The organism is Rhodococcus sp. JVH1 (assembly GCF_000280725.2).
GTDB classification, from domain to species: Bacteria; Actinomycetota; Actinomycetes; order Mycobacteriales; family Mycobacteriaceae; genus Rhodococcus_F; species Rhodococcus_F jostii_A.
Genome location: NZ_CP166289.1, coordinates 2,067,039 through 2,088,595, shown reverse-complemented (window position 1 = coordinate 2,088,595; position 21,557 = coordinate 2,067,039). Strand labels below are relative to the sequence as shown.

Here is a 21,557-nt window from a genome sequence, read left to right as displayed (position 1 = left end):
CGTTCGTGTCGGAAGGGTGACGATTCCCCGCATAAACGCCAAAACGTACCAAACGGACCGTATGTTTTGTTCGATCGATAGATACTCGAACGAAGGAGATGGTCTTGAAACGCTCGGTGGTTATCGCGGCAAGTTGTGCGCTCCTGACGCTGTCGGCCTGCGGGTCCGACAGCGAACCGACGCCGACATCCGAAACGTCCGGCTCGACGACCAGGGCGACATCCGCCGCCGCCACGACCCCTCCGCCGACATCGGAGCTGGCACCGCCGGCTGTCGAACCCGAGTCGAATGGCAGTGGCGGTACGCAGGGGAGCGGGCAAGGAAGCGGACAGGGTGGTTCCGGCGCGGGTGTGCAGGCTCCGGTCGCCGGCCGGCAGCAGCCGCCGCCGGCGGTGGTGCCGCCGCCGGCCGTCGTCGAGAACCCGCCGGCGGCGGAGCAGACTCCCACCGAGCAGCCTCCTGCGGGTGAGAATCCGGATGCGGAAAACCCGGATGCGGAAAACCCGGATGCGGAAAACCCGGATGCGGAAAACCCGGATGCGGAGAATCCGGACGCGGAGAATCCGGACGCGGAGAATCCGGACGCGGAGAATCCGGACGCCGAGAACGCCGAAGGAGACACCCCCTAGTCGAATAACGGTGAGTGGCAGGGCATCGCGAGCATGCCGGCGCCCCGTCCTCGGGTGCCGATGTCCAGTGGCGTCGCCATGTCTACCGAGATTGCGGTGGGCCCTCTGGGATGCCGGCGCGTGAATTCGCCACCAGGGTCATGGGTGCCGATCCCGGGCTGCAACTGCGCGCATTGGCCGTACCGCCGCTGTTGACGGCCGATAGTCCGGGGATCATCGTTGTAGACATGATGGTCGGGTCGTCCCGCGACGTTGGATCTGTATGGGGACGGGACCACAGGCTCGACGAGATCACCCTGGAAACAAGTTGCAGTCCGGGCCGTCGTCTGACTCGAACCATTGGCACACCCATCAGGCGCGCCCCGAGCCCTGGAGGCACCCATGGCACGCATCCTGTTCGTCACCTGGGACGGCGGTGGCAACGTGCCACCCGCTCTCGGCATCGCGACGGAGGCACGCAACCGCGGTCACCAGGTTCGATTTCTCGGGCACGCCCAGCAACGCCGGCGGATCGAAAGACACGGTTTCCGGTTCACCCCCTACGCCCACGCGCGACCCTGGCAGTCGACCACAAATCATCCCGGTATCACTGGCTTGTACCAATCGCTTGCCGTCTTCACCGACGCCGGGCCTGGAATCGATCTACTCGACACCGTCGCGCGCGAGCCGACAGACGTGGTCGTGGTCGATTGCCTGCTGTATGGGGCCCTGCAGGCCGCCGACGACGCGCACCTGACGCGTGTGACGTTGGTGCACACCTACTACGAGTTCATGTATCAAGGCGTGACACGCGGGGTGACGCCCGTGATGGCCCGTCTGAAAGGTCAGCGGCCACTGAGGCTGTGGACGTCATCGGACCTGGCGCTGGTGACGACCGACAAGGACCTCGATCCGGCCTCCCATCGAAGCCTGCCCGCCTCAGTCCACTACACCGGGGTGGTGCGACATCCGATGCCGTCCCCGTTGACACCCGTGTCCGAACGCGATCCGCTGATCCTGGTCAGCCTCAGCAGCCTCAACTTCGACGGGCAACAGCGGGCCTTGCAGAACATCCTCGAGGCTGTCGGTGGACTGCCCGCCCATACCGTTGTCACCACCGGACCGTCCGTCGACCCGGCAGGCTTCACGGCGGGTCCGAACACCGAAGTGCACGGTTACGTTCCACACGAACAGATCCTGCCGACCGCCACCCTCGTTATCGGACACGGCGGACACGACACCACTATGCGCGCCCTCGCGCACGACCTGCCCTTGGTCATTCTGCCGATCCACCCGGCGCTCGATCAGAAGATGATCGGCCGCAGTCTGGAGCAGCGCGGCGTCGCCCGTTGCCTCCGCAAGACGGCAGCGCCCGAGCGCATCCGGTCGGCGGTTGGCGAGCTGCTCGTGGCCGGGCCACACAGGACGACCGCAGCAACTCTGGGAGCCCGGATCCGGGCCCATGACGGTGCCGTTCATGCCGCGGACCTCATCGATCAACTGCCGATCCGAGAACGACGGAGGGGAGTGCGATGACGGGAGGGCGTTGAGCAAGGCATGTATCTGCATCTCCGCCCCGTGCGGCCCTACTCTGAAATCCCTCGGCGTGCGGGGATCAGTCCGAAAGGCTGCCGACGCTATCGGCGAGCAACTCACTGTAGGTGCGATTGGTGCCCGGGGCGAGCCGCGCCCAGTAACTGGTGTGGTCGCCCCGGAACAGGTAACCGTTCACGTCGTCGATGGCCTCGGAGTATTGCTGCCACACCGTCCACGGTCGCCACCAGTTCAGGATCACCGCCTGCCACCTGCGGGTGCGGAGCCGGTCGAGGAGGTCCGCCACCCACGCCGCCGGGTCGGCGAGTGAGAAGGCCGCCGACTGGTCTGCGAACGTGCGCAGCGGCGAGTTGCCCGGACAGCAGCAGATGACGTCCAGCGGATCGGCGATCTGCCACACGGGCATCCCTGTGATCGGGCGTTGCCCGGCGATGCCCCACCCGGGCAGGTCCGGAGACGCCGGCCGCAGGGGATCGGCGATCAGTCCGACCCCACGCACGTCCAGGGCGGGGTGCTGGCCCCGTCCCACCTCCGCCGCCACGTTGCCGGCGAGCGCGGCGCCTCCCGAATAGCCGAGCAGAACAACGGGATTCGGGTCCTCCGCGATAATCCGCAATAGGAGTGTGCGTCCCTCGGACAGTGCCTTGTCGAACGCTGAACCACCCGGATCGGGCACCGGTCCGTAGCTCGCCTCCCACGGAACCTGCTTGACGACGAACCGCACGGGATCCAGCAGTTGTGTGGTGTTGGTGAGCATGTTGACGCCCCGATCCTCACCGATGCCGCGACAGCACAGAACGGTGATCATGCAACCTCCCATGTGAGTGCCGATGCGCACCCGAGCACACTGTGCCACTCACGTGCGGGGGTGTCCCCCGATCGGGGGAGGCGCGATTCATCCGATGCACGACCTGATCGGAGGACAGACGTGGGCACCGGGACGGGAGAGAGTTGTCTCGTACCGGGATCAGCCGTTCACGTAGACAGGAGCCTTCGGCATGTCACCTATCTCCCGCATCGAGGTCGCCCGAGCCCGGCGGTCTCGCCGCGTGTTGTTCGTCGGCAATCCCACCCGCTACAACGATGTGTCGCAGTGGGCGATGGTCCGGCAATGGGTGGCCCTGCACGGAATGGAACCGATCCACGAATTCGAGGGTGACGTGCTCTGCGTCATCGTCACCGAGGACGTCCTGGACGGACGTTGTTCGCCGAAGGAATCGGCTGCCGTTCAGCGCGCCCGTGCGCTCGGCGTGCCGTGCATCAGCGTCCATGACACCACCCTGATCTGGCAGGTCACCGCCCGTGTGCGGTCGCGGATACGCGAATCGGCGGTCGTACCTGCGGAAATGCATCGCGGCGGCGCGTGATCGAAGAGCAGTGAGTCGTCGGGTGCTTCAGAATCGTTTGTGGACGAGGCGTCGGGAGCGCCTCGGTAGCGGGTTCCACCATCCAGCTTGGTGGAATCCCCAGATCGCGATTCCGAGTGCGACCCCCGACAGCAGGTCGGACACGGTTAAACCCTGCGAGGAGTTGAGTTTCCACAGGATGTCGCCCTCGAGCGGGCCGTTGCCGAATATCCACAGCACGGCGGCCGCGACGGTGGCTGCGGCGGACGCGCGGGAGGGTCGTGCAAGGCACAGTGTGGTCGCCGCAAACAACAGGTTCATGAACACGAGTGGATAGAAGAGCAGCGCCATCCCGTCATTCTTCCAAGCTGCAGCGGGAACGCACCCGGTGGGGCGCGGTCATGCGACCGTTCGGTCGGGAGGGTCGTTCTTAGTCGTCGCGTCCTCTGTGGCGGGCAGTTCGTGCAGGTCTTTCTGCCGTATCGCTTTCCCGATGAGGATCGCGAGCGGCACCGACAGCGCTATCCAGGCGAGCGCGACCCAGGCTATCCACCACACACATCGAGTATGCCCGCCCCCTGGACGCCTACCCAAGGGCTACGAATACGCCGCGGTCCGTGGGGACTGGTCGGTAGCGGAAATTCGGAAAAATTACCTGGTCATCGCCGGTTTGCCGGACGAAGTTCGGGGCACCCCCTTCGATAGGGGTTGGTTCTCTTTTCAAGGAGGTGGGTGATGACGACACCAGGTATGTCGATCGAGAGACACCCTGATATCGCCGAGTTGCGGGCTCGCTACGACCGAGTCTCGGAACAGCCGATGACGCAGGTCACCGAGGGCCTGATGTTCATGGCGGGCCTCTACATGGCGGCGTCGCCGTGGATTGTCGGGTTCGCGAGCCAGTCGGGCCTGGCGATGTGCAACCTGTTGTCGGGTGTTGCGGTGGCACTGCTTGCCGTCGGTTTCACGTCGGCCTACTCACGCACGCACGGCATGGCGTTCGTCGCGCCGCTGCTGGGTCTGTGGATGATCGTCAGCCCGTGGCTGGTCGTCGGAGTAACCACCACGGCGGGAATGATCTGGTCGAACGTGATCTGCGGCATCGTCGTCTGTCTGCTGGGTCTCGGTATCACCGCCATGGGAATGGCAGACGGCGGAATGCGGATGAGGAGGAGGTAGTCGCGGCGCGTGCCTTCATGGGGATGGGGCACGAGTCACAGGAGCGCCCGCCGATTCGGTGGGCGCTTCGCTGAGTTCACCTAACGTTGTTTGAGGAACGCGTCGTGCTCCTGGTGTGAGCGCTTGATGAGGTCCATGAGTGTGGTTTCTTCGCGGACCATCTTCTTGAACTTCGGGTCGAGCTTCTTGAGCTGCTCTTCCTCGCCCCGCAACTTGTCGTACATGCGTTCGCGCTCTGCCAGGTCGGCGGTGTAATCGAGGTCGAGGTAGTTGATCGCGTGCCGCCGGGCACCGGCGATCGCGGACTGTGCCCTGCCCTTCTTGCTGGTGAGCGACGCGATCACGGTGATGACGAGGATGCCGATGATGACGGCCAGCGACGCGAACGTGCTGATCTCGATGACGTTCACCGGTTCGCCGTCGTTGACGAACGGCAGGTTGTTCTCGTGCAGCGCGTGCAGGATCAGCTTGACCCCGATGAAAGCGAGGATCGCGGACAGTCCGTACGACAGGTAGATGAGGCGGTCGAGGAGACCGTCGAGCAGGAAGTACAGCTGCCGCAGACCCATCAGCGAGAACACGGTGGCCGTGAAGACGACGAAGACATTCTGGGTGAGGCCGAAGATCGCGGGAATGGAGTCGAGTGCGAACAGGATGTCGGTGCCGCCGATCGCAACCATCACCAGCAGCATCGGCGTCATCGCCCGCTTGCCGTTCTCGACGGTGAAGAGTTTGTCGCCGTCGTAGTGCTCGGTGGTGTGCATGAACTTCTTCGCGATCCGGATGATGAAGTTGTCGGCCGAGTGCGAATCCTCGGTCTCGGGTCGCAGCATGTTGCCGGCGGTGATCAGCAGGATCAGGCCGAAGAAGTAGAACACCCACGCGAACGAATTGATCAGCGCGGCGCCGAGGAAGATGAACGCGGTCCGGGCGAAGATCGAGAACACGATGCCGAACAGCAGGACCTTCTGCTGGTCTTCGCGCGGCACCCGGAAGCTGGACATGATGATGAGGAAGACGAAGAGGTTGTCGACGGACAGCGCCTTCTCCGTGACGTAGCCGGCGAAGTACTCCGAACCCATGTCGACGCCGCCGAAGATCAGGACCGCGACGCCGAAGAGCAGCGCGAGGCCGACGTAGATCGACGACCAGATGGCCGCTTCCTTCAGCGTCGGGATGTGCGCGTGGCGGACGTGGAAGAAGTAGTCGAACGCGAGCAGCGCGACGATCACGATGATCGTCACAATCCAGGCGAACGGGGTCACATGCATCGTCTCTGCCTTTCAGCTGAAGCGAACGCGTCTGTTCGTCAGCGTAGTCGCGCGCGGGGCGCGACTTGGCAGAACCGCCGCTGTCGCCGGGACGGCACACGAGCTGCCGTCCCGGCGACCGGGCTCATCGTCGGTCGCCGAACACCGTCCGGTGCCAGTCCTTCTTGGCGGTTCCGGTGATGTCGGACATGACGTGCTTGACGTTGGTGTACTCGTCGAGCGAATACGTCGACATGTCCTTGCCGTAACCGGACGCCTTGTACCCGCCGTGGGGCATCTCGCTGATGATCGGGATGTGGTCGTTGAGCCACACACAGCCCGCGGCGATGTCGCGGGAGGCGGTCTGGGCCCGGTACAGGTCCCGCGTCCAGGCGGACGCCGCCAGCCCGAAGTCGGTGTCGTTGGCGAGTGCGATTCCGTCCGAATCGTTTTCGAACGGCAGGACGACGAGAACCGGGCCGAAGATCTCCCGCTGCACGATCTCACTGGACTGGTCGGCACCCACGACGAGCGTCGGCTCGTAGTAGAAGCCGGATGCGAGGTCGCCCCCGGGGACGGATCCGCCGCGGACGATCTTCGCCCCGGTGTCGCGCGCGCGATCGATGAACCCGGCGACGTGCTGCTGCTGTCGCCGCGACACCAACGGACCCATGTCGGTACCGGGATCGGACGGGTCGCCCAGTCGGACGGTATCCATGAGCGAGGCCACCCCGGCGACGAAGTCGTCGTACAGCGGGCGCTGCACGTAGGCGCGGGTGGCCGCGGTGCAGTCCTGACCGGAGTTGATGAGGGCGCCGGCGACGGCCCCGTTGATCGCAGCCTCGAGGTCGGCGTCGTCGAACACCACGAAGGGGGCCTTCCCGCCGAGTTCCAGATGGAGTCGCTTGCCCGCCGCGGCGGCCGCGATCTGCCGTCCCACGGGCGTCGATCCGGTGAAACTCACCATACTCACGTCCCGGTGCGACACCAGCGACGACCCGGTCGTCACGCCGCGGCCGGTGATCACGTTGACGACGCCGTCCGGCATTCCGGCACGGGACGCGGCCTCCGCGAACAGCAGCGACGTCAGGGGAGTGATCTCCGCCGGTTTGAGCACGATGGTGTTGCCTGCGGCGACCGCGGGCAGGACCTTCCACGCCGCCATCTGCAGCGGATAGTTCCACGGCGCGATCGAGCCGATCACCCCGACCGGTTCACGGCGGATGGTGGACGTGTGGTCGGGGGAGTACTCGCCCGACGCCTTGCCCTCCAGATTGCGGGCCGCGCCGGCGAAGAACGACACGTTGTCGATCGACCCGGGAACGTCGAACTCGGTCGACAGTTTGATCGGCTTGCCCGTCTGCCGGGTTTCGGTGCGCGCGATGTCGTCGGACATCTCCGTGAGCTCGGCAGCCCATCGAGTCATGACGGCGGAACGCTCCCCCGGGCTCGTCGTCGACCAGTCCGCATAGGCGGTCTTCGCAGTGGCGACCGCGTCGTCGACGTCCTCCACCGACGCCTCGGTGCGGGAGGAGATCACCTCGCCCGTGGCCGGATCGAGCACCTCGTACACCTCGGCGGCCCGGCCGTCCAGGTAGCGGCCGCCGACGTACAGCCCGGGAAGGTCCTGGTGGTTCACAGCAGGGTCCAGGCTTCGGTGAGGACGCTGCGGAGGATGTGTTCGATTTCGTCGAATTCGGTCTGCCCGCAGATCAGGGGTGGGGCGAGTTGGATGACCGGGTCGCCGCGGTCGTCGGCACGGCAGTACAGGCCGGCGTCGAACAGGGCGGTGGAGAGGAATCCGTGCAGGATCCGTTCGGCCTCGTCGTCGGTGAACGACTCCTTGGTGGTCTTGTCCTTGACCAGCTCGATGCCGTAGAAGAACCCTTCGCCGCGCACGTCGCCGACCATCGGCAGGTCGGTGAGCTTGTCGAGGGTGGCCCTGAACGCCGGTGCCTGCTCGGCGACGTGGGCGTTGAGGCCCTCGCGTTCGAAGATGTCCAGGTTCGCCAATGCGACCGCCGCCGAGACGGGGTGTCCGCCGAAGGTGTAGCCGTGCGCGAACATCGACGTCCCGTCGGAGAACGGTTCGAACAGCCGGTCCGAGGCGATCATCGCACCGATCGGCGAGTACCCCGAGGTCAGGCCCTTGGCGCAGGTGATGATGTCGGGCACGTACCCGAAGTCGTCGCACGCGAACATCGACCCGATCCGGCCGAACGCGCAGATCACCTCGTCCGAGACCAGCAGCACGTCGTATTCGTCGCAGATCTGCCGGACCCGCTCGAAGTAGCCGGGCGGGGGTGGGAAGCAGCCGCCGGCGTTCTGCACCGGTTCGAGGAAGACGGCGGCGACGGTGTCGGGGCCCTCGAATTCGATGGCCTCGGCGATCCGGTCGGCGGCCCAGATCCCGAACGCTTTCGGGTCGGAGCCGAGGGGTTCGGGGGCGCGGTAGATGTTGGTGTTGGGGACCCGGAACGCGCCGGGGGTGAGCGGTTCGAACGGGGCCTTCAGGGCGGGGATGCCGGTGATGGCGAGGGCCCCCTGCGGGGTGCCGTGGTAGGCGATGGAGCGGGAGATGACCTTGTGTTTGCCGGGTTTGCCGACCTTCTTGAAGTACTGTTTGGCCAGTTTCCAGGCGCTTTCGACGGCCTCGCCGCCGCCGGTGGTGAAGAAGACCCGGTTCAGATCGCCGGGGGCGTAGCCGGCGAGGCGTTCGGCGAGTTCGATCGCCGGTGGGGTGGCGTAGGACCAGAGCGGGAAGAACGCGAGTTGTTCGGCCTGCTTGGCGGCGGCCTCGGCGAGTTCGGTGCGGCCGTGTCCGGCCTGGACGACGAACAACCCGGACAGCCCGTCGAGGTAGCTCTTGCCGGCGGTGTCCCAGATCCGGGCACCCTCACCGCGGGTGATGATCGGCGGGGTGATGTCCTGCCCGTGGCGGGAGAAATGCCCCCACAGATGGCGGCGGGCGGCCGCCTCGAGGTGCGCCGTGGTGGGCGAAGAGTTGGTAACCGTAGTCATCGGGTTCCCCAATCATATTGCTGTTTGACAAGTTTCAGGTACACCATCGTCTCGGTGCCGAGCACACCGGGAATAGTGCGAATTTCTTTGTTGAGCACGGTCAGGAGGTGGTCGTCGTTCTCGCACACGATCTCGGCCAGAATGTCGTAGGCGCCTGCCGTCAACACGACGTAATCGATGGCGTCGACGTCCGCGAGGCGAGCGGCGATCTCGGTGACGTCCCCCGAGCAGCGGATTCCGACCATGGCCTGACGTGAGAATCCCACTTGCACCGGGTCGGTCACCGCGACGATCTGCGTGACGCCGGTGTCGATCAGCTTCTGCACGCGTTGGCGTACAGCCGCTTCCGACAATCCGACGACCTTGCCGATGGCCGAGTACGACCGTCGTCCATCCTCCTGAAGTTGCTCGATGATCTGCTTGGACACGGGATCGAGAGAGGCAGGCTGCTCAGACATGGTCGAATCCTCCCTTGCTCGTCGTGTCGAAGACAATCGGCTCGGACATTTCGGAACTATCGCCTCTTCCTGGTGACGTGGGTACTCACGACTCGGGCACCTTCACTTCCGTGTCGGCGGTGAGGGTGCGTCCGCGGAAGAAGTTCCGGGAGCCGGTCGCGAAACACAGCAGCATCAGGGGGATTCCGACGACCAGCATTCCGACGCCGAGAACGAACACGCCCCCGAACGGGCCGAACGCGGTGAATCCGTAGTCGGGACGCAGCATGTCGACGGCGCTCTGCACGAAGGCCCACGTCATGCAGAGGGCACCGAGCAGCGGAAAGATGCCGCGCATGAACAGGTTACGTGCCGAGTCGAGGAGGGTGCGACGGAAGTACCAGACGCACGCGTAGGCGGTGATGCCGTAGTAGAAGGCGACCGCGAGTCCGAGCGACGCCACCGAATCCTGCAGGGCGTTGGCGCTGGCGAACGACAGGACCAGGTAGAACAGCAGTGCCGCGGCTCCCATGACCAGGGTTCCGAAGCCGGGGGTCATGTACCGGGGGTGCACCGAGGCGAACCGGCGCGGCAGTGCCTCGTAGACCGCCATCGACAGCGTTCCGCGCGCCGTCGGCAGGATGGTGGTCTGGGTCGAGGAGAGCGCGGAGATCGACACCGTCAGCAGCAGCAACGAGGCTGCCACCGGCCCGGCGACCGGTCCGCCCAGCGTGGTCAGCACGTCGTCGACGTTCTCGGGGTTGTTCAGTCCGATCCCGGTGTCCCCGAACCCGGCGAACGACTGGACCGCGTATCCGACCAGGACGTACGTGGCGACGAGAATGACCGTGGTCAAGACCGCGGCACGGCCGGGCGTCCGCTCCGAATCCTTCGTTTCCTCACCGACCGCCAGGCAGGCATCCCACCCCCAGTAGATGAAGATGCACAGGATGATCGCCTGTGCGGCACTGGACATCGAGACGCCGGTCGGAATGATCCAGTCCAGTTGCGGGGTGACCGCCTGCGGGCCGGCGGTGCCGCCGAACACCTTCGACAGTGCGAGGACGCTGACCCCGATGAGGACGGTGAACTGCACCGCGATCAGGACATTCTGCAGTCGTTCGCTGATGAGGATGCCACGAAAGCTGACGTAGGTCATGGCCGCGATGAAGAAGCACCCCAGCAGCACCTTCGCGGTGAGCGACTCTGCCGCCGCGTGCAACCCGAGAACCTCGAACAGGTAGATCGCCGCGATCTCCGCGGTGTTGGCGAGGACGATGATCGCGGAGACGGCGAGTCCCCACCCCGCCATCCAGCCGATCCACGGGCCGAACGCCTTGGTGCCCCAGGTGAACGAGGTGCCGCAGTCCGGGGTGTCCCGATTGAGCTCGCGGTAGGCGAACGCCGTGAGCAACATCGGGATGAACGCGACGAGGAACATCGACGGTGCCTTGTCGCCGACTGCCAGGACGACGTATCCCAGTGTCGCGGCGAGACTGTAGGCGGGCGCGACCGAGGACAACCCGATCACCGTGTTGCCGATCAATCCCAGTGCGCCGCTGTTGAGGCCCTTCGCGATGCCGAGCGGGTTCTGGGTCTTCGAGGGCTGGGTCTTCAAGGGTGGCGGTTCGGCAATGCTCATCAAGTCTCCCTCGAGGTGTGCGGCTGCGGGCAGAGATGCCCGCGCGTGTGTGATGAAGGGGTGTAGTGGTTTTCGCGGTTACGTGGCCGTCTCGGCGATGAAGATCTTCCGCAGCGTGTCGCGCACGATCCACCGGGTCTTCTGCCCGGACCGCACGTGGACGACACTTCCGGGACCGAGTTCGAGATCGGGGGTGTCGTCGTCGAACTGCACTGTCGCGTCACCGCTGAGCACGACGAACACCTCGTCGATCTCGACGTCGGACGAGATGCTGGGCTCGATCTCCCATACGCCGACGGTGACACCGGCGAAGTCGCCGAGCACTCGTTCGCCGACCATCGGCACGCTGTCGCCGATCACCTGCTCGTCCGGGAGACGGTGGTAGTCGAGATCGGCGGTTCGAGCCTCGATGTGCGGTCCGGTTTCCCAGGCGACGACCCCGGTCGCGGGGTCGCTCACGAGTCGAACCCCAAGCCCACCGCGTCGAGGGCCTTGAGGAAGAGGTTCCGGCGACCTTCCGTGTGGTCCGCGCGATCGAGGGACCATCGGGTGGCGTTGATGCCGGCCGCCGCCAACGGTTCGGGCGGGAAGGGGAGGGGCATGGACTTCACCAAGTCCAGCTCCGTCAACGCCGTCGTCTCGCCGGACACCTTGTCGAGCATGACGTTCGCCGCGAAGCGGGAAGCGCCGACACCGAGACCGGTGAAGCCGGCCGCGTACGCGATCCGTCCCTTCGCCGCGGAGCCGAAGAACGAGCAGAAGCGTGTCGACGTATCGATGACGCCGCCCCACCTGTGGGTGAACTCGAGACCCTCGAGCTGGGGGAACGTCGTGAAGAAGTGGCTTGCGAGCCTCGCGTGGGACTCGGGGCGGTCCTCGAGGTCGTGGTGCATTCCCCGCCCGAAATGGTAGATCGCGTCGTAGCCGCCCCAGAGGATTCGGTTGTCGCGGGTGAGCCGGTAGTAGTGGAACTGGTTGGACATGTCGGCGACGCCCTGCCGGGCAGACCATCCCACCTCCGCGAGCTGTGCGTCGGACAGCGGTTCGGTCATGAGCACGTAGTCGTACACCGGAACCGTGTGCAGCCGGTACCGCTTCAGCAGGGACGGAAAAGCATTGGTTGCCAGGATCACTCGGCCGGCCGACAGGGTCGCGGACGCCGTCCGAACGCCGACCCGTGACGACGATCGGGAGCGGACGAGATCGAGGACCTTGGTGTGCTCGAACATCTCGACACCGTGCTGCGCACAGGCTCGGCCGAGTTCGGTGGCGAGCTTGGCCGGATGCACCAGCGCGGTGGACTGCTTGTCCCATACGCCGGCCAGATACGTCGGCGAGTTCACCTGCGCGCGCATCGCAGGGCCGTCGAGCACCGTGGTGGTAGCGCTCGGCGGCGTGTCGAGCACGTCCTTCGCCTGGTAATCGGCGATCGCGACCGAGATCGCGCCGTTCCGTTCGAAATCGCAGTCCAACCCCAGGGTGTGGACGGTCTTCTCGATGGCGTCGAGGTTCTCGAGTCCGAGCGCCTCCAGAGTGTCGATTTCTCCCGGCCAGCGTCGACGTCCGTTCTCGCTGCCGTGGGTCAGGCTGGCTTCGACGAACCCGCCGTTACGGCCGGATGCCGCCCATCCGATGGTCTCGCCCTCCACGAGGGCGACGGACAGGTCGGGGTGGCGCTGTTTCGCGAGCAGAGCACTCCAGAGTCCGGTGTATCCGCCGCCGACGACCACCAGGTCGTACGCGGCGTCGGCCGAGGCGGCCGGGTAGGTGGGGGTGTCGGCGACGTCCTCGATCCAGAACGGTGCCAACCGAGTGCGCCGGAGCGCATGGTCGACGACCTTCGCGTTCGGTTGATTCTTCTCGAACACTGTCTGCAGCATGGAGCACCTTTGTTGGTGGAATGACCGAAGGTGACGTGTGAGGCACGTCACCGTGGCACCCATCCTGACCTACGCTTGCCACTATTTCAATAGCAAAAGGCGAGAAACATTGCGGAATCAGTTGTCGAAGTGAGAATCGAAAACCGAATCGGTGGTTCCTTGCTGGCCTGCCTCGTCAGCGCGCGACCGTGCCGAGGTGCAGCGACACCGAGCGGACCGGGCTGATCCTGGCCTCGTCGCCGGACTTCACGGCGTGAACGGTGCCGAACTCGACGGTCTCGTCGGGGAAGGTGCCCGCGAAGGCGTAGGCGTAATAGGTCCCCGCGACCGCATCTCCCGGCACCGTGTACGCGACGGCCTCCTCGAGGACCTCGCCGGGCTGCAGATCGACGTCGATCGGCCCGAAGAAGGGGTCGCTTGTCTGGCCGTCCGCGGAGACCGCGCTGACCCATACCTGCCCCGCGTAGGGACGGTCCTCGGGTGCCTCGACGAGCATGGTGGTGTCGACGGTGCCGCCGCCCGCGGGCAGTGTGGTGTCGGAATCGGCGCGCAGCGTGACCCGCACCGGCAGGTCCGTGTCGGGGTTCGCCGGCCCGGTCGACGCGGGCGAACCGTCGCCCACCTCGGGCCAGCCGTTCGCCCACACGATCCGGTCCATCATCCCCTCGCGCCGGCGGGCTCCGCTGGGCAGATCCCGCTTGTCGCGCGGAATGGCGTGGTACACGATCCAATCCGAGCCCGCGTCGTCGGAGACCACCGTGTTGTGGCCCGGCCCCGCCCATGGTTCGCTGCCGGCGAGGATGAGGGCGCCGCCACCCTCGTTCAGGTCCTGGCCCTTCCGGTCGAGGTACGGCCCCGTCAGCGACTCCGACCGGCCGACGAGGACGCGGTAGGCGGTGTCGGCGCCGTTGCAGCAATTGCCGGCCGAGAGGAACAGGTAGTAGTAGCCGTCGTGGAACTCGACGAACGGGCCTTCGAAGCGCTCGTCCGCGACGCGTACGGGTTCGCCGGCCGCCGCGGTCCCGTCCGGGCTGAGCGGGATGGCATGAACGCCCTGGAAGTTGCCGACGAACATCGTCTTCGTCGTGCCGTCGTCCCACACGAACGGGTCGATGGTGCCGCCGACGCCGACGTCGTGGGCGCAGAACACGGGGCGGCCCAGATCGGTCCACGGTCCGGTGGGCCTGTCGGCGGTGGCGAGACCGATGCACGGGTTCGACTCGTCGTAGAGCGAGTAGTACAGGCTGTACTTGCCGTCGGATTCGAGGACGTTCGGTGCCCACGCGAGCTTGCCGTCTGGATGCCACGCGGGCCGGTCGGGGAAGACGTCGCCGAGGTACATCCAGTCCATGAGGTCGGCGGACTTGAACATCGACATGTTGTGCATGCCCTGGCCGTCGCCCCAGTCGTCGGCGGTCGTGTACATGTAGAACATGCCGTCGGATGCGCGGACGACGCTCGGGTCGGCGGCCACCGGTTGCACGATCGCTTCGGCTGTCGCCGACGGGGCAGGCGCGACCATGAGGACGAGAAGCGTCAGGGTCGCCACGATCCACCCGCGTCGCGGACGGTGTCGGGTGCCGAACTTGCGCAGCGCAGCATCGTCAGTGTCCACGTCACTCCCAACCTCGCCCGCCCGGAAGTCGCAATCTATAAGGGTGAGGTCGAGGTTAAGGGAGGAACCGGCTCACAGCGCCGGACTGCAACCGAACCGTGTTCTGCTGAGTGACCGCCGTCAGGTCGTGGGGTCGAGCAGAACCAGAGGGATCTCGCGGTCCGTCTTCTTCTGGTAGCCGGCGTACCCCTTGTAGGCGGCGGTCACTTTCGGCCACAGACGGGCCCGCTCCTCCGGGGTTGCCACGTGAGCGCGCATGGACTGCGCGGGGTTTCCCTGCAGCGACAGTTGGACCACCGGGTTGGCCTGCAGGTTCAGGAACCACGCGGGGTTGCGGTCATCGCCGCCGCGTGAGGCCACCACGACGAGCGTGTCGCCTTCCCGCACCGGCACGGTCAGCATGACGCTGTGCACCTTCCCGGTCTTGCGGCCGACGGTGGTCAACTCCACCGCCGGCATCTTGCCGAAACTCCGCCCCACCCGCCCGCCGGTAATGCGCAGGAGCGCGCGGTGGGCGGCGTTCATGAACTTGAGTCCGCGGTCCGAAGGCATGGTTTTCAGCGTAACGGGTCGGCGTCCTCACGTGCTTTCGTTCGGTCGCGCCCGCAGTTCCGACACGGATGTCGAGCGCGACCGGTCGGATGCCGGCGTAGAAACTTCCACTTCGGTATCAGACCACGCGGTCGCATTTTCCCAGGTGAGCGCTTACGCTCAGGTCATGGCGAGTGTCTGGCCAAAAGGTCGGACGTTCGGAGAACCACTCCCGATCGATGCGGTGAGGGGCACGAGCGACCGGCTCGTCGCCGTAACCACCCCGGAACCTGAAGCCTCGGGGCAGCCAGTCATCAACGACACGGAGATGAAGAAATGACTCAGCAACCGACCGCAGCCGACTACGTCATCGTAGGCACCGGCTCGGCAGGGGCCGTGCTCGCCAACCGGCTCAGCGCCGAACCTCACAGCGAGGTTATAGCCCTCGAGGCCGGACCGCCGGATAAGAACAAGTTCGTCCACATTCCCGCCGCATTCGCGAAGCTGTTCCGGAGCGAGGTCGACTGGGACTACCTGACGGAGCCGCAACCCGAACTCGGCGGCCGGCAGATCTACTGGCCGCGCGGCAAGATGCTCGGCGGGTCGTCATCGATGAACGCGATGATGTGGGTACGAGGGTTCGCCGCCGACTACGACGAATGGGCCGACCTCACCGACGACACGTCATGGTCATTCGCCGAAGTAGTCGAGTACTTCCGCCGCATCGAGAACGTGCAGGACGGCGCCCACCCGGACACCGGAAACTCCGGGCCGATCATCGTCTCCCACCAGCGCAGTCCACGACCACTCACCACCGCGTTCCTGGATGCGGTCATAGAAACGGCTACCCGATAGAGTCCGCCAATATCGCTCAACCGGAGGGTTTTTCGCGATCCATGGTCACCCAGAAGCGTGGTGCCAGGTGGAGCGCGGCCGATGCCTATCTCAAACCCGCCCGCCGACGGACGAACCTGACCGTTCTCACCGAGGCGCACGCCACCCGAATCCTGTTCGAGGGAACCGCCGCGGTCGGCGTCGAATACGAAAAGGACGGCGACCGCCGCACCGTCCACGCCCACAAGGAAGTGATCCTCGCCGGCGGGGCCGTCAACACACCTCAATTGCTGATGCTCTCCGGTGTCGGCGACGAACAGCTGCTGCGCCGGCACGGCATCGCGGTGCACCTTCACCTCCCCGAAGTCGGACGGGGCCTGACCGATCACTTCGTGTCCGCGTTCGGGTACAGCGTCGAATCCGGGTCGCTGTTTGCCGCCGACAAGATCCCCGAGCTTGTGAACTATCTCCTCCGACGCAAGGGCATGCTGACCTCGAATGTCGAGGAAGCGTACGGGTTCGTCCGCAGCCGCCCCGACCTGCCACTTCCCGATCTCGAGATACTCTTCGCCCCCGCCCCGTTCTTCGAAGAAGGGCTTGTCGCCCCCACCGCGCACGCCGTCGTCATCGGCGCCGTACTCCTCAAACCGGCCAGCCGCGGTCAGGTCACGTTGCGATCTGCCGATCCCACCGCGAAGCCGGTCATCGACCCTCGTTACCTCAGCGACAGCGATGGAATCGACCGGACCGCGATGCTCGAAGGCCTACGGATCTGCTCCGCTCTCGCATCCGCACCCTCGTTGAAAACCCAGCTCGGCCCGATCGTCCGGCCGACCGCCCCACCGGGAACACCCGACGAGGAGATGCTGACCCGTGCGCTCGAAGAGCTCGGTCAGACGATCTACCACCCGGTTGGTACCTGCCGCATGGGCCGAGATGCTGCCAGCGTCGTCACATCCGACCTCGAAGTCCGGGGCATCGACAAACTTCGCGTCGCGGACGCATCCGTGATGCCCGCCATCATCCGCGGCCACACCCATGCACCGTCGGTACTGATTGGGGAGAGAGCCGCCGATCTGATCCGCAATACCTGAGTTCCACAACCTACGCCCGCGACCTCGCGTTGTGCATCGCATCGGGTCGTTGGTCGACGAGTTCGCTCGGGCCGATTCCAGCCTCGCCGGCGATTCCGGCAAGTTCCGCGCCGACAGACTCGTGCGGCTCGCCCGCCGACGCCTTCTTCTGCGGTCCGGTGAGCAGCGAGGCGATTCCGCCGATAACGCACGCGACGATCGCGAAGGCGAACGCCATTGCGAGGCCGTCGGCGAACGGGCCGGAAATCAGCTGGGGAAAGAAGTCCAGACCGGTCAGGTGTGCCTGCTGCTGCTCGGCGAGTGACGACAGATTCGGCCCGAGCAGTTCCTGAATCGGGTTGACGCCGAGGAACGCCGCGAACAGCACGGCGACGGCGGGCAGATTCGCGATCTGAGTGGCCTGCGCCGCGGGCACCCCGTTCGCCATCAGTCCGTCGCTCATCGCGGCCGGAAGGTTGGAACTGAGGCCGGCGATCATCAGACTGAAGAAGAATCCGATCGACAGCACCATCGCCGCGTTCTGGAAAGTCGTCATCATGCCCGCACCGACGCCGCGCGCGTCGGCGGGAAGACTGTTCATCACCTCCGCCCGGTTCGGCGCGGAGAACATCCCCATTCCGATGCCGTTGATCAGCAGCGTCACGGCGAAGGCCCAGTAGTCGAAGTCGACCGGCAGGGCGATCAGTAGTCCGAACGTGCCCGCGGTGATGAACATGCCGGTGCTGGTGAACCATTTGGTGCCGAACCGGTCGGAGATGACCCCGGATACCGGCGCCGACAACAGGAACCCGATGGTCATCGGCAGCATGTAGATGCCCGCCCACAGCGGGGTGCGGCTGTAGTCGTAGCCGTGCTGCGGCAGCCAGATGCCCTGGAGCCAGATGATCAGGATGAACTGCAGCCCGCCGCGGCCGAGCGACGCCACCAGATTGGCGATGTTTCCCCAGGTGAACGACTTGATCTGGAACAGGTGCAGGTTGAACAGGGGATTCGCGACCCTCGTCTCGATGACGCAGAACGCTGCGAGGACGGCGAGGCCGCCGACGAGGCACCAGAGCACCAACGGACTGGTCCAGCCCATCGACGAGGAGCCGTACGGCTGGATGCCGTAGGTGATGCCGACCAGGACGGCGATCAATCCGACGGCGAACGTGATGTTTCCCCACCAGTCGATGTCGGCGTGCCGACGGACGCCGGTGTCGCGGAGTTTGAGGTAGGCCCAGATCGTGCCGACCACACCGAAGGGAACCGAGACGAGGAAGATGAGATTCCAGTGGATCGGCGCGAGGATGCCGCCGATGAGCAGGCCGAGGAACGATCCGGCGATCGCGGCGACACCATTGATCCCGAGCGCCAGCCCACGCTGATCGGCGGGGAAGGCATCGGTGAGGATTGCCGACGAGTTCGCCATCAGGAACGCTCCGCCCACACCCTGGACGACGCGCCACCCGATGAGCCACAGTGCCGCCTCGGTCCCGTCGAACCACGTCACTGCCAGGAAGATCGAGGCGATCGTGAACACCGCGAAGCCCATGTTGTACATCCGGGCGCGGCCGAACATGTCGCCGAGCCGTCCGAAGCTCACCACCAGGACCGCGGTGACGACGAGGAAGCCCATCATCATCCACAGCAAGTAGCTCGTGTTGCCGGGTTCGAGTGGGTTGAGGTGGATGCCTTTGAAGATGTCGGGGAGCGCGATCAGCACGATCGACGAGTTGATCGTCGCCACCAGCATGCCGAGGGTGGTGTTCGACAGCGCAATCCACTTGTAGTGCGGGCCGAGCTCGTCGAGGGTCCGGGTGCCGTCACCGACCGGGGCGGAAGGTTCCTTCGTGTGGGAGACCAAGGGATTTCACCTCTCGGGTTTTCATAGTTTCCAAAAGTAAGTAATCGGAAGGCAAAGTGTTCGGTTGCCGCGTGTTTCTTGTGGTGGGCAATCGGCTGACCGTGGCTTCCCCTGAATGGAAATGCCCGGTTTGTCCGTTATGTCGCTGTCGCTCAATCGGTTCCGTCGAGACGGTCGATCAGGTTTGTGATGATACGACGTCTCGTTCCACCCCGCACCCCAGGCGCTGTGGCCCGATCGGGGGACAGTCGAATCATCCCATTCAAGGCCCGATCGGGGGACAGTCGCGGCGCCCGATACGCGACAGGATGACTTTCATGCGAGTCGGACGCAGGAACAGGACCTAGAGGATGTCGACGATTTCGAGCACCACGTTGGCCGAGGTGGCGTCCGAGTGGTGCACCGAGGCGGAGATTCAGGTGCAGTCATCGGCCGTCGCGGGCGGGCGGAACGTCACGCGCAGCGTGCTGTTCATCGGCAACCCGTCCACCGTCACCGAAGTGACGCACTGGGCCGCCGTGCGGCACTGGACAGTGGAGCAGGGGCTGAAACCCGTACGCGAACTCCAGGGCGACGTGCTGTGCGCGATCGTCACCGAAGCCGTGGCCGACGGGACCGGTGCGTCGGCGGATGCGGCGGTCGTGCAGCGCGTGCGCGCCCTCGGCCTGCGCTGCATCCCCGTCTACGACATCGAGCCGTGGGGGAACGCCCGGTTGCCCGGTGCGCTTCCGCCTACGTCGGCTCCGTGAGCGCGCGTTGGGCCGCGGGCCAGAACTCGAATCCGGCGGTCATCAGCCCGCCGAGCCCGATGATGATCACCGCGGCGTCGACGCTGGTGCGCCCTTCCTTTGCCCAGTAGACGTCTTGCAAGTCCAGCAGCAACGCCAACTCGTCGACGATGAGCGCGGTGCCGACGCCGTATGAGATCGGCACTGTCGGATGGTGGCGCTGCTTCTCGGAGCCACGCACCGCCACCGCCCCGACCCCGGCCAGCGCTGCGATGCCGAGGTTGTAATGGTGGAAATGACGGCCGTGGAGACTCAACCCACCGCCGGCGGGTCCGTGCCCGCGCCTGATCCAGTGCGTCAACGCCCGCACCCCCGCGAACGTCAGCGTGAACGCGCCCCACGACACCACCGCCGACTGCTCACTCGGATCGAGCTTCCTCCGCCACGCGGCACGCAGACGGCGCAAGCGACTGCGGTGGGGTTCGGTCGCCGGATCCGGGGTTGTCACACCGTCAAGCGTGCCACCCGTTCGCGTACTTCGTATGTCGTTCCGGGACTTCTTCGGTGGGGTTACCCGAAGATCGCGGCTGTCACGAAACCATTGACTCGAACAAACGTTCGAAGTAAGATTCGAACATGGGGCTCGGGGGAGATATCCAGGGGGCGTTGTCGGACGAGATTCTGGCGACCGCGGTCGGTGATGCGTGGCGTCTGGCCGAGGCGGAGTTGCTCGAATCGGTCGTTCGTATCTCGGAGGAGATTCAGCGACTCGAAGCCTTGCGTGTCAAGCTCGTCGGGGCCGTCGACCATCGCTGCAAGGTCGACGTGCTGGGGTTTCCGAACGCCAAGATGTGGCTGGCTTCCAAGACGTTGCTCGAGGTGGGCGCGGCGGGGCGAATCGTGCTGTTGGGCCGAGGTTTGCGTCTCCAACCGGAGATCGCGGACGAGTACTTCGGCACCAACATTTCGGCGGAGCACGCAGCGCTGATCATGAAGTTCTGCGAACGGCCACCCAAGGGCATGCCGCTCGAAGCGTTGGATGACTGCCGAAATGCGTTGCTGTTCGCCGCAACCGGTCCCACCGCGAACACGGACGCGGTGCGCGCCGTGATCGCCAGGTTGGAACGCGCCTTCGAGTCCGACGATCCGCCGCCCAGTGAAGACACCGACCTCAACGAGTTCCACGCGTCCAAGACGCTCAACGGCCGCGTCGCCGTCAAGGGCGACCTGGATGCCGTGACCGGTGAGATGCTGCTGTCGGCGCTCTCCGGACTGTCCAAGCCGCGGCCCGCGCAGGACGGAACCAAGGACCCCCGCACTCCCGGGCAGCGGCGGGCCGATGGGTTCACCGAACTCCTGCGCCGCTATCTCGACTCCGGGATCGCGGGCGAAGAAGGCGGCGAACGACCACACGTCTCCGTCCACGTGAACGTCAAGGATCTCGCCGACCACACCGACTGCAGTGCACGAGCACAGCAGGATGCCGCCGCCTCGCCGGACGACTCGCTCTTCGCCGTCGATGGGGTGGCGTGGACCGAGTGGATGGGGCCACTGAGTCTCAGGGCAGCCCGGCTCCTCAGCTGCGATTCGATCTACACGCCGATCGTGCTCGACGACAACGGGGCGCCACTCGACCTCGGCATCTCCACCCGGACAGTCACGAAGACGCAGCGAAAAGCGTTGGTGGCGAGGGATCGAGGATGCGCATTCCCAGGGTGTGGTGCGCCGCCGTCCTGGTGCGAAGGTCACCACATCATTCACTGGTCCGCAGGCGGGCCGTCCGACATGGGTAACCTGGTGCTGCTCTGCGGCTTCCACCACCGGCTGCTGCACCACAGCGACTGGGAGATAGAGATGGGAGCCGACCGGCACCCCACATTCATTCCACCCCGGCAGGTCGACTGGGAACGAAAGCCGATGCCGGCGCACAACCGGGCCCGGCCCCGAGCCTCCTGACCACGCGACACCGCGCACCACGCCGACTCGGTGACA

At 65.6% G+C, this 21,557-nt stretch carries 19 protein-coding genes and 1 pseudogene; 7 read left to right on the top strand and 13 right to left on the bottom strand.

Annotation, left to right across the window (positions count from 1 at the left end; all coding sequences use genetic code 11):
* The first annotated feature begins 104 nt into the window (after window positions 1-104).
* Window positions 105-629: a hypothetical protein gene (locus JVH1_RS09525; protein WP_009478700.1), complete on the top strand. Its 525-nt coding sequence runs from the start codon at window positions 105-107 to the stop codon at window positions 627-629.
* Window positions 630-1,010: 381 nt separating this feature from the next.
* Entirely contained in the window at window positions 1,011-2,144 is a 1,134-nt protein-coding gene (locus tag JVH1_RS09520; RefSeq protein WP_009478701.1) for a glycosyltransferase, read from the top strand.
* Between the two features lie 79 nt (window positions 2,145-2,223).
* On the opposite strand, the gene JVH1_RS09515 is transcribed toward JVH1_RS09520, so the two are convergent.
* Entirely contained in the window at window positions 2,224-2,970 is a 747-nt protein-coding gene (locus JVH1_RS09515) for an alpha/beta fold hydrolase (protein ID WP_009478702.1), read from the bottom strand.
* 190 nt (window positions 2,971-3,160) lie between these two features.
* On the opposite strand from JVH1_RS09515, the gene JVH1_RS09510 reads away from it, so the two are divergent.
* Entirely contained in the window at window positions 3,161-3,529 is a 369-nt protein-coding gene (locus JVH1_RS09510; protein ID WP_009478703.1) for a hypothetical protein, read from the top strand.
* Between the two features lie 27 nt (window positions 3,530-3,556).
* On the opposite strand, the gene JVH1_RS09505 is transcribed toward JVH1_RS09510, so the two are convergent.
* Window positions 3,557-3,859, bottom strand: a complete 303-nt coding sequence (locus JVH1_RS09505; protein WP_009478704.1) for a hypothetical protein — start codon at window positions 3,857-3,859, stop codon at window positions 3,557-3,559.
* A 384-nt stretch (window positions 3,860-4,243) separates the two neighbouring features.
* Between JVH1_RS09505 and JVH1_RS09500 the strand changes: the two genes are divergently transcribed.
* Window positions 4,244-4,687: an SPW repeat protein gene (locus JVH1_RS09500; RefSeq protein ID WP_011597573.1), complete on the top strand. Its 444-nt coding sequence runs from the start codon at window positions 4,244-4,246 to the stop codon at window positions 4,685-4,687.
* An 80-nt stretch (window positions 4,688-4,767) separates the two neighbouring features.
* On the opposite strand, the gene JVH1_RS09495 is transcribed toward JVH1_RS09500, so the two are convergent.
* From JVH1_RS09495 to JVH1_RS09455, 9 genes are all read right to left on the bottom strand, one after another.
* Window positions 4,768-5,958, bottom strand: coding sequence for a TerC family protein (locus tag JVH1_RS09495; RefSeq protein WP_043781536.1), 1,191 nt, complete (start codon window positions 5,956-5,958; stop codon window positions 4,768-4,770).
* Window positions 5,959-6,082: 124 nt separating this feature from the next.
* Entirely contained in the window at window positions 6,083-7,576 is a 1,494-nt protein-coding gene (locus JVH1_RS09490; protein WP_009478708.1) for a gamma-aminobutyraldehyde dehydrogenase, read from the bottom strand.
* On the bottom strand, window positions 7,573-8,958 hold the full coding sequence (locus JVH1_RS09485) for an aspartate aminotransferase family protein (protein ID WP_009478709.1): 1,386 nt from the start codon (window positions 8,956-8,958) through the stop codon (window positions 7,573-7,575). The genes JVH1_RS09490 and JVH1_RS09485 overlap by 4 nt, the downstream gene beginning before the upstream one ends.
* Window positions 8,955-9,416: an Lrp/AsnC family transcriptional regulator gene (locus JVH1_RS09480; RefSeq protein ID WP_009478710.1), complete on the bottom strand. Its 462-nt coding sequence runs from the start codon at window positions 9,414-9,416 to the stop codon at window positions 8,955-8,957. The genes JVH1_RS09485 and JVH1_RS09480 overlap by 4 nt, the downstream gene beginning before the upstream one ends.
* 85 nt (window positions 9,417-9,501) lie before the next feature.
* Complete coding sequence (locus JVH1_RS09475) at window positions 9,502-11,037, bottom strand: APC family permease (protein WP_009478711.1); 1,536 nt, start codon at window positions 11,035-11,037, stop codon at window positions 9,502-9,504.
* Between the two features lie 78 nt (window positions 11,038-11,115).
* The gene (locus JVH1_RS09470) at window positions 11,116-11,496 is read right to left on the bottom strand and encodes a cupin domain-containing protein (RefSeq protein ID WP_009478712.1); all 381 of its coding nucleotides are present in this window, start codon (window positions 11,494-11,496) and stop codon (window positions 11,116-11,118) included.
* The gene (locus JVH1_RS09465) at window positions 11,493-12,917 is read right to left on the bottom strand and encodes an FAD-binding oxidoreductase (RefSeq protein WP_009478713.1); all 1,425 of its coding nucleotides are present in this window, start codon (window positions 12,915-12,917) and stop codon (window positions 11,493-11,495) included. Before JVH1_RS09465 ends, JVH1_RS09470 begins: the two co-directional genes overlap by 4 nt.
* A 175-nt stretch (window positions 12,918-13,092) precedes the next feature.
* Complete coding sequence (locus JVH1_RS09460; RefSeq protein ID WP_009478714.1) at window positions 13,093-14,532, bottom strand: family 43 glycosylhydrolase; 1,440 nt, start codon at window positions 14,530-14,532, stop codon at window positions 13,093-13,095.
* 120 nt (window positions 14,533-14,652) lie between these two features.
* Window positions 14,653-15,084, bottom strand: coding sequence for a nitroreductase/quinone reductase family protein (locus tag JVH1_RS09455; protein WP_009478715.1), 432 nt, complete (start codon window positions 15,082-15,084; stop codon window positions 14,653-14,655).
* A 315-nt stretch (window positions 15,085-15,399) separates the two neighbouring features.
* On the opposite strand from JVH1_RS09455, the pseudogene JVH1_RS09450 reads away from it, so the two are divergent.
* Window positions 15,400-16,991 (top strand): annotated as a pseudogene (locus JVH1_RS09450) (GMC family oxidoreductase).
* Between the two features lie 10 nt (window positions 16,992-17,001).
* Here the strand turns inward: JVH1_RS09450 and JVH1_RS09445 are convergent.
* On the bottom strand, window positions 17,002-18,837 hold the full coding sequence (locus tag JVH1_RS09445; protein ID WP_009478718.1) for an MFS transporter: 1,836 nt from the start codon (window positions 18,835-18,837) through the stop codon (window positions 17,002-17,004).
* Window positions 18,838-19,187: 350 nt separating this feature from the next.
* On the opposite strand from JVH1_RS09445, the gene JVH1_RS09440 reads away from it, so the two are divergent.
* Entirely contained in the window at window positions 19,188-19,586 is a 399-nt protein-coding gene (locus JVH1_RS09440; protein WP_009478720.1) for a hypothetical protein, read from the top strand.
* On the opposite strand, the gene JVH1_RS09435 is transcribed toward JVH1_RS09440, so the two are convergent.
* The gene (locus tag JVH1_RS09435) at window positions 19,570-20,073 is read right to left on the bottom strand and encodes a hypothetical protein (protein ID WP_009478721.1); all 504 of its coding nucleotides are present in this window, start codon (window positions 20,071-20,073) and stop codon (window positions 19,570-19,572) included. The genes JVH1_RS09440 and JVH1_RS09435 overlap by 17 nt on opposite strands.
* Window positions 20,074-20,201: 128 nt before the next feature.
* On the opposite strand from JVH1_RS09435, the gene JVH1_RS09430 reads away from it, so the two are divergent.
* Window positions 20,202-21,521 (top strand): HNH endonuclease signature motif containing protein, encoded by a 1,320-nt coding sequence (locus JVH1_RS09430; protein WP_009478722.1) that lies wholly within the window; start codon window positions 20,202-20,204, stop codon window positions 21,519-21,521.
* Window positions 21,522-21,557 lie beyond the last annotated feature (36 nt).